The following is a 12,608-nucleotide window of genomic DNA, read 5'->3' on the forward strand; positions in this document are numbered from 1 at the left end:
CCCGGATCAACACCGGCGGTTGATGGCCGCCACAACTGGAGGAACTGACATGCAGGACAAGGCATTCATGCGCGATCTCGCCCACAGCGGCGCCGTCGCGTTCCGCTCCGGCCGGCTCGACCGGCGGAGCTTCCTGGCGCTCTGCGCCATGGCGGGTGTCGCATCGCTCGCCGTTTCGGCCGGCGACGCGGAAGCCGCCGCCAACGAGATCGTGATGTGGAACTGGGGCGGTGAGTCCGAACAGTGCCACGGCAGTGCCATCGGCACGCCCTTCACCGCGGCGACCGGCATCCCGCTGAAGTTCGACACGTCCGGGCCGCTTCAGGGCAAGATCAAGGAAATGGTGGATTCGGGCAAGGTGACGGCGGACGTCTGCGACGCCGACGGCTTCGACGCCATCGCACTCGGCCGCTCGGGCCATCTCGAGCCCATCGACTACAACATCGTCAACAAGGCGCAGATCAAGGAAGGCTTCGCCTGGGAACACGGCGTTTGCGTGATCTTCTACGGCTATGCCTTCATGTATGACACGCAGGCCTTCGGCAGCAACCCGCCGCAGAACTGGGCGGATTTCTACGACACCGCCAAGTTCCCGGGCAAGCGCTCGCTCTATAAATGGGCGAACGGCTCGATCGAGAGCGCGCTGATGGCGGACGGCGTTCCGAAGGACAAGGTCTACCCTTGTGACGTGCCGCGCGCACTGGAGAAGATCAAGTCGATCAAGGAGCACAGCCTCTACTGGGGCTCGGGCTCGGAAGCCCATGACATGATCGTCAACGGCGAGGTTGCGCTGGGCATGGTCTGGCAGAATCGCGGCAAGGCCATCGAGGAGCGCACCAACGGGCGCTACAAGCTCGTCATGAACGAGGCGATCGCCATGCCGGGCGCCTATATCGTGCCGCGCGGCAACCCGGCCGGCCGGGAGAACGTGATGAAGTTCATCCAGCAGGCGCTGCAGGTGGACTCGCAGCTCGCCATCCTTGAGTGCCTCGGCATGACCCCTTCCAACCCGGAAGCCTTCGCGAAGATCCCCGAGGCCTGGCAGCCCTATGCCGCCAACTCGGCGGTGAACATCGACAAGGTGGTGTTCAACGACCCGGTGTGGTGGGCCGAGAACGGCGGCGACGCCGTGAACGCATTCCTCGACGCGATCGGCTGATCGCGGGCGGGGCGGCACGCGCTCTCCGGGGGGAGCGCGTGCCGGTTTTACTCCAGGCCCAATTGCATGACCTCCATGGAACAGCGTGGACACTTCAATCCCTATTGGCTGCTGGTGGCGCCCGCGGTGCTGCTGGTGCTGGCGCTCTACGTGGCGCCGATCGCCAATGTGCTGTTCCTCAGCGTGACCGACCCCAAGCCCGGCCTCGCCAACTACTACAAGGTGATCGAGAGCGACACCGTGGCGAACCTGATCCTGCGCACGATCAGGCTCTGCCTCATCACCACGCTGGCCGCCGTGACGCTGGGATATGTCGTGGCCTATGCCATGCTGCATGCGCTTTCGCATGTGCGCCGCCGCATGATGGCGATCCTGCTCATCTCCTTCTGGATCTCGGTGCTGGTCCGCTCCTTCGCCTGGCTGATGCTGCTCGGCCACAACGGCCTCCTCAACAACGCACTGATCGGCGCCGGGCTGATAACCGAGCCTCTGCCGCTGATGCGCAACGAGCTCGGCGTGCTGATCGGCATGACCGAATACATGGTGCCCTATGCGATCCTCCCGCTGCTCGCCAACATGCAGGGGATCGACCCCCGCGTGACGAGCGCCTCGCGGAGCCTGGGCGCCAGCCACGCCCAGACCTTCTTCCGCGTCTTCCTGCCGCTGACCAGGCCCGGCATCATCGCCGCCTCGCTCCTCGTCTTCATCAGCTCGCTCGGTTTCTACGTGACGCCGGCCATCCTCGGCGGCGGCAAGGTGCAGATGATCGCGGAATATATCTCCGTGCAGCTCCTGGTGACGGTGCGCTGGGGCACGGCCGCGATGCTGGCGACGCTGATGCTGGCGAGCGTGCTGGCGCTCATGTATGTGCTGAACCGCTTCATGAAGCTTTCCACCGTGTTCGGCGGGGGCGCCAGGTGAAGCCCTCACCCGCCCGCCGCATCGCCAATATCGGGGCCTGGGTGATCCTGCTGGTCCTGATCATCCCCTCGCTCGTCTCGATTCCCGTCTCCGTCACCTCCAAGACCTATCTCTCGCTGCCGTGGGAGGGCGTGTCGCTGCAGCATTTCCGCAACCTCTTCACCAGCGCGGAATGGCTGTCGAGCTTCTGGCAGAGCTTCGTGATCGCGCTCGCCGCTTCGGCCCTCGCGACTCTCATCGGCACGCTGGCGGCCATCGGGCTGTGGCGGCTCTCCGGGCGCTTCACCGAGACGCTCCGCGCCTTCCTGCTCCTGCCGCTGATGGTACCGCCGATCATCTCCGCCATGGCCTTCTACCGCTGGTGGGTGCCGCTGGGCCTCATCGATTCCTATCTCGGCATCATCCTCGCCCACACCATCCTCGCCATTCCGATGGTGCTGATCACCGTCTCGGCGGCGCTCGCCAATTTCGACCTCCGCCTGGAACAGGCCTCGAGGAGCCTCGGCGCCCCGCTCGCAACGACGGTGCGGCGCGTGATCTTGCCGGTGATCCGGCCGGGCATACTGGCGGGTGCCGTCTTCGCCTTCATCCTTTCCTGGGACGAGATCGTCGTCACGCTGTTCATCTCGAAGTTCGACGTGTTCACCCTGCCGCGCCGGTTGTGGAACGGCATGCGCGAGAACACCGACCCGACGGTGGCGGCGGCGGCCGTCGTCCTGATCTCGATCACCCTCGTCGCGCTCGCCGCCTTCACGCTCCTGTCGAAGAAGCGGCGGGAGGACGAGGCCTGAAATACGCGGAGGACATGGTGAGTCTCGTCAATTCCCACGAAAACCGGCTGCTGCTCGAAACCGTGCAGGCCTTCATGAAGGCGGAGCTCCACCCGCACGAAGACCTCGTGGACAGGCTGGGCGAAGTTCCCATGGAGCTCGGCCGCCAGATCGAGAAGCGCGCGATGGCGGCGGGCCTCTATGCTGCGAACCTTCCCGAGGAGGTGGGCGGCGGCGGCCTGAGCCTCGAGGCCAAGACGATCATGGAGCGCGAGTTCGGCAAGACCAGCCATGCGCTGCACAGCTGGGTGGCGCGGCCCACCGAGCTGCTGCTCGCCTGCGAGGGCGACCAGCGCGAGCGCTACCTCTACCCTTGCGTGAAGGGCGAGAAGCGCGAGCTCTTCGCGCTCACCGAGCCCGAGGCGGGCTCGGACGTGATGGGCATGAAATCCCATGCCCGGCGCGACGGCCCCGACTGGATCCTGAACGGCTCGAAGCATTTCATCTCGGGGCCGGTGCTGCCGGACTTCGCCATCGTCTTTGCCGCGACGGGGGTGGACGAAACGCCGCGCGGAACGCGAAAGCGCGTCACCGCCTTCCTCGTCGATGCCGGGACGCCGGGCTTCGACGTGCGCGACGGCACGCATTGCGTGAGCTACCGCGGCTACAAGACCTTCCAGCTCAGCTTCGACAACGTCCGCCTGGGGCCGGGGCAGATTCTCGGCGAGGAAGGCCGCGGCCTCGAGCTTTCCGGCCAGTGGCTCACCTACGGCCGAATCTTCGTCGGCGCCTCCTGCTGCGGCAAGGCGGAGCGGCTGCTGGGGCTTGCCACCGAGTGGGCGGCGAGTCGCAAGCAGTTCGGCCAGGCCATCGGCAAGTTCCAGGGCACCGGCTTCAAGCTCGCCGACATGGCGACGGAACTCCGCGCCGCCGACCTCCTCGTCGAGGATGCGGTCCGCCGCGCCAATGACGGCACGCTGACGGATGCCGACATCTCCATGGTGAAGCTCTACTGCTCGGAGATGGTGAACCGTGTCGCCGACCACACGGTTCAGATCTATGGCGGCATGGGCCTGATGGAGGAACTCCCCGTCCAGCGCCTGTGGCGCGACGCCAGGCTCGAGCGCATCTGGGACGGCACCTCCGAGATCCAGCGCCACATCATCTCGCGCGCCATGCTGAGGCCGCTCGGCGCATGAACGAGAAGCGCCGCGCCAATCTCGAGCGGCTGCTGAAGCCGCGCCACGTGGCGGCGATCGGCGGGCGTGACGCCGAGACGGTCGCGGCCGAATGCAAGCGCATCGGCTTTGCGGGGCCGTTCTGGCCGGTGAACCCGAAGCGCAGCCACATCGGCGGGCATGCCTGCTTCGCCTCGCTCGACGAGCTGCCGGAAGCACCCGACGCGGTATTCCTCGCCGTTCCGAAGGACGCCGCCATCGAGACGCTGGCGAAGCTCGACCGGATGGGAGCGGGCGGCGTCGTCTGCTACACGGCGGGCTTCGGCGAGACGGGAGCGGAAGGTGCGGACGCCGAGGCGCGGCTCGTCAGGGCGGCGGGCGACCTCGCCCTCGTGGGACCCAATTGCTACGGCGTCATCAACTACGTGGACCGCGTGGCGCTGTGGCCCTTCGCGCATGGCGGCTCCTGCCCCGGCTCCGGTGCGGCGATCATCACCCAGAGCGGCATGCTCTCCTCCGACTTCACCATGAGCCAGCGCAGCGTTCCGCTGGCCTACATGGTCTCTGCCGGAAACCAGACGATCCTCAGGCTCGAGGATTTCGTCGATGCGCTGGCGGAGCGCCCCGAGGTCAGGGCCATCGGCCTCCACATCGAGGGGCTGAAGGACGTGGCCGCCTTCGAACGCGCGGCGCTGAAGAGCCTCGACCTTGGAAAGCCCATCGTGGCCTTCAAGACCGGCACCTCGCGGCTGGGCTCGAGCCTGACGGTAAGCCATACGGGTTCGCTCTCGGGCACGGAGGAACTCTATGACGCGCTGTTCGACAGGCTCGGCATCATTCGGGTGAGGAGCCCGGCACAGCTTCTCGAGACGGTGAAGCTCCTCTGCGTGGCGGGCGTGCCGAAGGGGCCGCGCGTGGCCGGCCTCACCTGCTCGGGCGGCGGGGCCACCATGCTGGCGGACTATGCCGAGAGGCTGGGCCTCGTCTTCACTCCGCCCGATGCCGCCACTGCGGAGAAGCTCCGGGCGCAGTTGCCCGCCACTGCCACCGTCTCGAACCCGCTCGACTACACCACGCCGATCTGGGGCATTCCGGAGAAGACGGCGCCCGTCTTCGAGACGCTCCTCTCCGCCGGCCACGACGCCGCGGTGATCGTGCAGGACTATCCCGCCCCGGGCCTCGACGAGAGCAAGTTCTATTACCGCAACGACACGGAGTCCTTCATCGCCGCCGCAAGGCGGAACGGGCTCGCCGCGGCGGTATGCAGCACCATTCCGGAAAACCTCGACGCCGACACGCGCGACGTGCTGGTGAGGGAGGGCGTGGCTCCCATGCAGGGCATCGAGGACTGCATGGCGGCGCTTGCGGCAGCGGCCTGGCACGGCGCGCGCCGGGCGGAGATTGCCGCGGTCCCGCCGCCGCCGCTCATGTTGGCACGTCAGCAGGAGGTCAAGCCAAGGCTGCTCGATGAAGCTGCCGCCAAGACGCTGCTCGCCGCGGCAGGAATTGCCGTGCCCGAGGCTCGGGTGGGAGACGGCGCGGAAATCGCGAAGCGTGCGGGCGAACTCGGCTTTCCAGTGGCCCTCAAGATGGTGAGTGCGAAACTGCCGCACAAGACGGAAGCGGGCGCGGTGAGGCTCGGGCTTTCTTCCGCCGAAGCGGTTGCGGAAGCCGTGCAGCGCATGCGGACGGACGTGGCGGCACATGATGCGCATGCGGTGACCGACGTTTTCCTCGCCGAGCGCATGGTGGAGGCCCCGGTGCTGGAGCTGATGGTGAGCATCAGGCGGGACCCGCAATTCGGCCTTGCCATGACGCTTGCCGCCGGAGGGGTGCTGGTGGAACTGCTTGCCGATGCCACGACGATCCTGCTGCCTGCAACCCGCAAGGACATGGCGCGCGCCATCGCCCGCCTCAGGCTGAGCCCGCTGCTCGAGGGTTTCAGAGGCAGGCCCGCGGCGAACCGCGAGGCCCTGCTGGACACGCTGGAACGGCTCGCGGGCTTCGCGGCGGATGAAGCCAACGAGGTGGTCGAGATCGAGATCAACCCGCTGTTCGTGGGCTCGGAGCGGAGCTGCGCCGTGGACGTGCTGATGCAGGTCAGCGCATGACGAAGGGGTTCGCCATGGGCTGGTCCGAGGTGTTGATCCACACCGTCTTGGGGCGCGTGTAGTCATAGAGGGCCTGGAGGCCGCTTTCGCGCCCATAGCCCGACTCCTTGAAGCCGCCGAACTCGGCGATCGGCGAAACCACGCGATAGGTGTTGACCCAGACGATGCCGGCGCGGAGCTGTTTCGTGACGCGGAGCGCCCTGCCGCCGTCGCGGGTGAAGATTCCCGCCGCAAGTCCGTGCTTTGTATCGTTGGCAAGCCGCACCACCTCTTCCTCGTTCCTGAAGCGGAGCACGCTGAGGACCGGCCCGAAGAGCTCGGTATCGACGATGCGGTCGGACTGGCTGCGGCACTCGATGATGGTTGGCTCGTAATAGAGGCCGCGGTTCTGTGAGGGTGGGCGCTGGCCGCCGGCGAGCAACTTTCCGCCCTGCTCCTGCGCGAAGGCCACTTCCTTCTCGATGCGCGCGAGCTGGCCCTGCGTGGCGAGCGGGCCCATCTGGGTTTCCTCGAGCAGCGGATCGCCGATGCGGATCTGGCGGGCCCGCGAGACCATGGTGTCGAGGAACTGGTCCGCCACCTTCTCCTGCAGATAGAGGCGCGAGCCCGCCACGCAGGACTGGCCTGCCGCGCCGAAGATGCCGGCGATCGAGCCGTTCACCGCACTTTCGAGATCGGCGTCCTCGAAGACGAGGAAGGGCGACTTGCCGCCGAGCTCGAGCGAGACCTGGGCGAAGTTCTCCGCCGAATTGCGGATGATGTGGCGCGCCGATTCAGGCCCGCCGGTGAAGCTGATGCGCTGCACCAGGGGATGGGAGGAGAGGACGCGGCCGCAAGGCTCGCCATGGCCCGTCACCACGTTGAAGACGCCGGGCGGAAAGCCCGCCTCCTCCATGAGACGCGCGAATTCCAGCATGGGGGCCGATGCATGCTCGGAGGCCTTGAGCACGACCGTGTTCCCCGCCGCGAGCGCCGGGCCGATCTTCACCGCGACGAGGAAGAGCTGCGAGTTCCACGGCACCACGGCGGCGACGACGCCCAGGGGCTCGCGCAGCGTCATGGCCAGCATGTCCGGCTTGTCGATGGGGAGCGTCTGGCCCATCACCTTGTCGGCCGCACCGGCATAAAACTGGAAGAACTCGGCGATGTATTTCGCCTGCCAGCGGGTCTCCTTCAGCATCTTGCCGGTATCGACCGTCTCGGTCCGGCCAAGCGCCTCGGACTTCTCCGCCAGGAGCTCGGCGAGGCGGCGGAGATACTTGCCGCGGGCCGTGGGCAACAGCCGCGCCCATTCGCCCTCGGAGAATGCGCGATGCGCCGCCTTCACCGCGCGGTCGACGTCGGCGGCCGTCGCCTCGGGCACCTCTGCCCAGTCATCGCCCGTCGCTGGGTTCATCGAGGTGAAGGTGCGCCCGTCGGCGGCATCCACCCATTTTCCGTCGATGAACATCTGGTAGCGCTGCAGCGTGCTCATGGTTCGGCCTCCATCAATCAGCGGAAGAGAGTGGCGCGCCCGCCGACCCTGCTATGCAAGATTTTCGCCGGACGCTGTCGGAAATTTTTGGGGCACGAAGGCCGCGCACCCTGGCTGTCCGCTTGACGCGGCGGGGTGCAGGTTCAACCTAAACGACCTTCGGGGGGCAAATCACGCCCCCCGAGACAATCCAGTAAAGTTCCCGAGGCGAAGTATTCCTGGGGGCTCATGATTTCGCGGAGAACGGCGAGGTGCTGCCTGCCGAGCCGTTGGCGGAGATGAAAGCTTGGTAGCCGGATGATGTCAGCCATGTGCCAAGAATCAGCGTCGATCCGTCGGCAAAGCGGACCTCTTCGATGCCTCCCGCACGATAGTTCACGATCTTGATGGCGCTCCGGGACTCGCCCTTGATTCCCAGCAGCATGTCCGAACCTGAATAGCTGACTGAAACGTCGCTCCGGCTAATACCCTCGCCGAGGATCAGACGATCCAAACCTGCACCCTGTTCCACGATCACGTCGTTGCCACCACCGCGACTCCAGTTATATGTGTCGCTGCCTTGTCCGCCGTCGAGACGGTCATTGCCCCCCAGCCCGTCAAGATAGTCATCGCCCCAGCCACCGGTGATGACGTTGCCGACGTCGCTTCCTATCACGTAGTCGGATCCGCCGCCGCCAATGTAGTCCTCGATGCTGGTGAACCGGTCTTCACCCGTATCGTGTATGGCGAATCCAGACCCGAGGTTCACCGATTTGATGTACGAAGAGACTTTCGACCAGTCCAGCGTATCCACTCCGGAGCCGCCATCGATGTAGTCCCGTCCCTCGCCGGGACCGATGATGTCGTTGCCGTCGCCCCCGTAAATGCGATCATTGCCAACGCCGCCGTACAGGCGGTCATTCCCTGTACCGCCGTCGATGAAGTCGTCGCCATCCCCGCCGTCGATCACGTCGTTGCCGCCTTGGCCGTAGATGGTGTCGTTTCTCCAACTCCCCGTGAGGTTGTTGCCGCGATCGTTGCCTGTCAGCAGCAGGCCTTCGTCGATCAGGTCCGGGGCGGGGTCGGCATCCGCCTGCCTGTTGCCCAGAAGCATGTTCCAATCCGGAAGATTGTCGCTGGAGCTTGCGGTATTCGTCATGTTTTCATCCTCTCTCTGTTTCCATGCAGTCACGATCGTCCTTGGGACCGGTTCAATCTAACGGTCGAGGGGCTAGTTACAACCATGCGTAGAGGACCATACCGATTTAAGATGCAAAGTAGTATCTAACAGGTCGCTGTATTGTGCCGATTTGAATGCCGCCGGGCGGGCAGCCACGGGCAACTGCGGAGGCCGCACGTCCTGTGCGCGCCGTTCCGGCCCTGCAAGATTTTCGCCGGGTGCTGTCGGAAATCTTCTATCTTCCGGAAGCCGCGCGCGCCTAGACTTTCCGCCTCTTGCGAAGTGGGGAGTGTATGGTGAAGGCCAAGCAGGTGATCGGCGGGCCCCTGGTGATCGGCGGCCGCAAGCTGTCGCTCTCCCGCGCCATCCGCGCGGGGGACTTCGTGTTCCTGACCGGCCAGGTGCCCTTCAAGGACGGCCAGGTGATGACCACCGGCACCATCGAGGAGCAGACCCGCGCCGTCCTCGAGGACATCAGGGCGACGCTCGCCGAAGCAGGCTGCGCACTCTCCGACGTGGTGAAGGCGATGGTCTGGCTGCGCGATCGCGCCGACTTCCCGGGCTTCAACGCCATCTATGCCGAGTATTTCCCCGAGGCGCCGCCAGCCCGCTCCGCCGTCGTCAGCGATCTCCTCGTCGATGTGCGGGTCGAGGTCGAGGTGGTGGCCTACAAGCCGATCGAGGCTTGAGATGAGCGCCGTGACGCCGCGCGGAACCGCCTACGACGTGCATGGAGGCGGCGAGGCTGCCGTGGTGCTGGTGCATGGGCTGGGTCTCAACCGCCGCTCATGGCAGTGGCAGGTGCCCGCACTGGCGCGTGACTATCGCGTCATCACCTACGATCTCCACGGCCATGGCGAGAGCAGCCCGCCGCCGGGCGCTCCCTCGCTCACCCTGTTCTCCGAGCAGCTGCGCGAGCTCCTCGATCATCTCGGGATCGGGAAGGCTGCCGTGCTGGGCTTCTCGCTCGGCGGCATGATCGCCAGGCGCTTCGCCATGGACCACCCGCAGCGGCTCTGGGCGATCGGCATTCTCCATTCCGCCCATGCGCGCGACAAGGCGGCGCATGACGCGATCCAGGCGCGCGTGGTCCAGGCCGCGAAGGACGGCCCCGGCGCAACGGTGGAGGCGGCCCTCGGGCGCTGGTTCACCGACGCTTTCCGCCGCGCGCAGCCCGGCATCATGGACGAGGTGCGGGGCTGGATCCTCGCCAACCGCAGGGAAGTCTATGCACCGATCTACCAGGTGCTCGTCGACGGCGTGACGGAGCTGGTGGCGCCGACCCCCCCGATCGCCTGCCCCGCGCTGGTGATGACGGGCGATGAGGACTATGGCAATTCCCCCGAGATGAGCCGCGCCATCGCGGCGGAGATTCCGGGCTCCGAACTGGTCATCCTTCCTGGCCTGCGCCACATGGCGCTGGCAGAGGCGCCGGACCTCTTCACCGCGACGCTCGCAGGTTTTCTTGCCAGGGCGCGGCGCGATGGCTGAGGCGCGGGCGGGAATCCTCTCCGGCATCTGCGTGCTCGATTTCAGCCGCATGCTGTCCGGCCCCTATTGCACCATGATGCTTGCCGACCACGGCGCCGAGGTGATCAAGGTCGAAGGTCCCGAGGGCGACACGAGCCGCAGCAACGGCCCCTGGCGGAGCGACGACGAGGCCCGCGAATGGGCCGGCTATTTCGTCAGCCTCAACCGCGGCAAGAAGAGCATCGTGCTCGACCTCAAGAACCCGGAGGCACAGGCGGCGGTCCGCGAGCTCGTGCGCACCTCCCACGTTCTCGTCGAGAACTTCCGTCCCGGCGTGATGGAGCGGCTGGGGCTTGGCTATGAAGAGCTGGCGCGGGAGAACCCGTCCATCGTCTATGCCGCGATCCGCGGCTTCGGCGACCCGCGCGGCGGCGAGAGCCCCTACGCCGCATGGCCCTCCTATGACGTCGTTGCCCAGGCCATGGGCGGGCTGATGAGCATGACTGGCGCCGACCGCGACCATCCGATGAAGACCGGTCCCGGCATCGGCGACGTCTTCGCCGGCATGATGATGGCCTTCGCCATCGTCTCCGCCCTTCGCCACGCGGAGAGGACGGGACAGGGCCAGTTCATCGACATCGCCATGTATGACGCGATGCTGAGCCTGTGCGAGCGGCTGGTCTATCTTTACGACATGGAAGGCAGGATCGCCGAGCCCTCGGGCAACGGCCACCCGCTGCTCGCCCCCTTCGGCATCTTCCCGGCGGCCGATGGCTGGGTGTCGATCGGCGTCGTCGACGACGGCTTCTGGCGCGAGCTCACGCGCATCATGGAGCGCCCGGACATGATGGCGGATGAGCGCCTCGCCACCAAGGCGGGCCGCCGCGCCCATGCGCCGGAGGTGAACGACGCCGTTTCCGGCTGGACGCGCCGCCTGAGCAAGGCCGAGCTGGCGAAGCTCCTCGGCGGCAGGCTGCCCTTCGGCCCGGTGAACGATGCGAAGGACATCTTCAACGATCCGCATGTGGCGGCGCGCCGCATGATCGCCGAGGTGCCGCATGCGGAGCCCGGCAAGGCCGGCTGGCGCGTGGCGGCGAACCCGATCCGCTTCGCCGCGACGCCCGCCGTCGCTCTCAAGGCGCCGCCGCGCCTAGGCGAGCACAATCGGGCGTTCGGCATCATGCCGGCGCGCCGAAGCAAACCCTGAGACTGGAGGCGAAGATGGAACTGAAGATCAGGAAGCTCGTGAATTTCGAGGAGGAGATCCGGCTCGAGGGCGAGCGCGCCGCCACCCCGCCGCTCCGCATGCTGGGCGTTGCCGCGGTGGTGAAGAACCCCTGGGCGGGGCGGGGCTTCGTCGAGGACCTGAAGCCCGAAATCCGTGCCTTCGCGCCGATCCTCGGCAAGCTCCTGACCGAGCGCATCGTGGCGATGGCGGGCGGGGCGGAGAAGATCGAGGCCTATGGCAAGGCGGCGATGGCCGGGCTCGATTGCGAGCAGGAGCACGCCTCGGCGCTGATTCACACCCTGCATTACGGCAATTTCTACCGCGAGGCGCTGGGCGCCAAGACCTATCTCGGCTTCACCAACACGCGCGGCCCCGCCAACACGCAGATCCAGATCCCGCTGATGGACAGGCACGACACCGGGCGGCGCTCGCATTATCTCACGGTGCAGTTCTCGATCGCCGACGCACCGGCCGACGACGAACTGATCGCCGCCCTGGGCGGCGCCACCGGCGGCAGACCGCACCACCGGATCGGCGACCGCTACCAGGACCTCGCCGACATCGGCGCCGACGTCAGCAACCCGGCGAAGCTTTCGCGATAGCGGCCGTCAAGCGAGAACGCCGCGGATGGAAGACGACATCAAATCGAGCTTTGGACTGATCTGGCCTCGTCACGTCTCGAGCCTCACCGAGCTCCTCATCGCCGCGCGCAAGGCGTTCGACGGCGATCTCGACCTGTTCCTCGTCCTCGCCGTGATCGGCGACCGGACCTTCTCGCAGCGCCATGTCGACCCGGACATGCAGTACAAGCAGTGGCAGGCGGAGGGCGCGGTGAAGACCCGGCCCGAGGATATCAACATCCGCTCCATCGCGGCCTACAGCGGTATCCCGCGCGAGACGGTGCGGCGGAAGCTCGCCATCCTCGTCGAGAAGGGCTGGATCGAGCGCGAGGGAGGTGAACTGATCAAGGCGACCCGCAAGGCGCGGGAGGATCTGGAACCCCTGACCGAGGCCTCCATCAAGTACCTGGATCGCATGTTCCGGCTTCTGGAGCCCCTCAAGCAGAAGTGACCCACATTGGGCCACTTCGCACTTTACCGGTATTGCGGAGTGGCTATCTTCCTCAACTTCTGCTCGG

At 66.5% G+C, this 12,608-nt stretch carries 12 protein-coding genes; 10 read left to right on the forward strand and 2 right to left on the reverse strand.

The genetic code is table 11. From position 1 onward, the window contains the following. Positions 1–49 precede the first annotated feature (49 nt). The 5 genes from ACK4HL_RS11115 to ACK4HL_RS11135 all read left to right on the forward strand — a co-directional run bounded on the left by ACK4HL_RS11115 (position 50) and on the right by ACK4HL_RS11135 (position 6,139). Positions 50–1,159: an extracellular solute-binding protein gene (locus ACK4HL_RS11115; protein ID WP_409760160.1), complete on the forward strand. Its 1,110-nt coding sequence runs from the start codon at positions 50–52 to the stop codon at positions 1,157–1,159. A gap of 75 nt (positions 1,160–1,234) precedes the next feature. Beyond that, positions 1,235–2,080, forward strand: a complete 846-nt coding sequence (locus ACK4HL_RS11120; protein ID WP_409760163.1) for an ABC transporter permease — start codon at positions 1,235–1,237, stop codon at positions 2,078–2,080. Then, on the forward strand, positions 2,077–2,871 hold the full coding sequence (locus tag ACK4HL_RS11125; RefSeq protein ID WP_409760166.1) for an ABC transporter permease: 795 nt from the start codon (positions 2,077–2,079) through the stop codon (positions 2,869–2,871). The genes ACK4HL_RS11120 and ACK4HL_RS11125 overlap by 4 nt, the downstream gene beginning before the upstream one ends. A 14-nt stretch (positions 2,872–2,885) precedes the next feature. After that, positions 2,886–4,049, forward strand: coding sequence for an acyl-CoA dehydrogenase family protein (locus ACK4HL_RS11130; protein WP_409760169.1), 1,164 nt, complete (start codon positions 2,886–2,888; stop codon positions 4,047–4,049). Further along, complete coding sequence (locus ACK4HL_RS11135; protein ID WP_409760172.1) at positions 4,046–6,139, forward strand: acetate--CoA ligase family protein; 2,094 nt, start codon at positions 4,046–4,048, stop codon at positions 6,137–6,139. The genes ACK4HL_RS11130 and ACK4HL_RS11135 overlap by 4 nt, the downstream gene beginning before the upstream one ends. On the opposite strand, the gene ACK4HL_RS11140 is transcribed toward ACK4HL_RS11135, so the two are convergent. Both ACK4HL_RS11140 and ACK4HL_RS11145 read right to left on the reverse strand, forming a co-directional pair. After that, a complete protein-coding gene (locus ACK4HL_RS11140; protein ID WP_409760355.1) occupies positions 6,129–7,604 on the reverse strand; it encodes an aldehyde dehydrogenase in 1,476 nt (491 codons plus the stop codon). The genes ACK4HL_RS11135 and ACK4HL_RS11140 overlap by 11 nt on opposite strands. Before the next feature lie 235 nt (positions 7,605–7,839). Then, a complete protein-coding gene (locus ACK4HL_RS11145; protein WP_409760175.1) occupies positions 7,840–8,751 on the reverse strand; it encodes a calcium-binding protein in 912 nt (303 codons plus the stop codon). A 314-nt stretch (positions 8,752–9,065) separates the two neighbouring features. Here ACK4HL_RS11145 and ACK4HL_RS11150 point away from each other — a divergent pair, with 314 nt between their 5' ends. From ACK4HL_RS11150 to ACK4HL_RS11170, 5 genes are read left to right on the forward strand one after another with little or no spacing between them, the layout of a single operon-like run. Then, a complete protein-coding gene (locus tag ACK4HL_RS11150) occupies positions 9,066–9,461 on the forward strand; it encodes a RidA family protein (RefSeq protein ID WP_409760178.1) in 396 nt (131 codons plus the stop codon). Between the two features lies 1 nt (position 9,462). Further along, positions 9,463–10,263 carry an alpha/beta fold hydrolase gene (locus ACK4HL_RS11155; protein ID WP_409760181.1) on the forward strand — a complete coding sequence of 267 codons (801 nt, stop codon included), beginning with the start codon at positions 9,463–9,465 and terminating at the stop codon, positions 10,261–10,263. After that, the gene (locus tag ACK4HL_RS11160) at positions 10,256–11,449 is read left to right on the forward strand and encodes a CaiB/BaiF CoA transferase family protein (RefSeq protein WP_409760184.1); all 1,194 of its coding nucleotides are present in this window, start codon (positions 10,256–10,258) and stop codon (positions 11,447–11,449) included. Before ACK4HL_RS11155 ends, ACK4HL_RS11160 begins: the two co-directional genes overlap by 8 nt. A gap of 14 nt (positions 11,450–11,463) precedes the next feature. Continuing rightward, entirely contained in the window at positions 11,464–12,072 is a 609-nt protein-coding gene (locus tag ACK4HL_RS11165; RefSeq protein ID WP_409760187.1) for an amino acid synthesis family protein, read from the forward strand. 25 nt (positions 12,073–12,097) lie between these two features. Continuing rightward, positions 12,098–12,541, forward strand: coding sequence for a helix-turn-helix domain-containing protein (locus ACK4HL_RS11170; protein ID WP_409760190.1), 444 nt, complete (start codon positions 12,098–12,100; stop codon positions 12,539–12,541). Positions 12,542–12,608: the final 67 nt, after the last annotated feature.

This window comes from Aestuariivirga sp. (genome assembly GCF_046294715.1).
Lineage (GTDB): Bacteria > Pseudomonadota > Alphaproteobacteria > Rhizobiales > Aestuariivirgaceae > Aestuariivirga.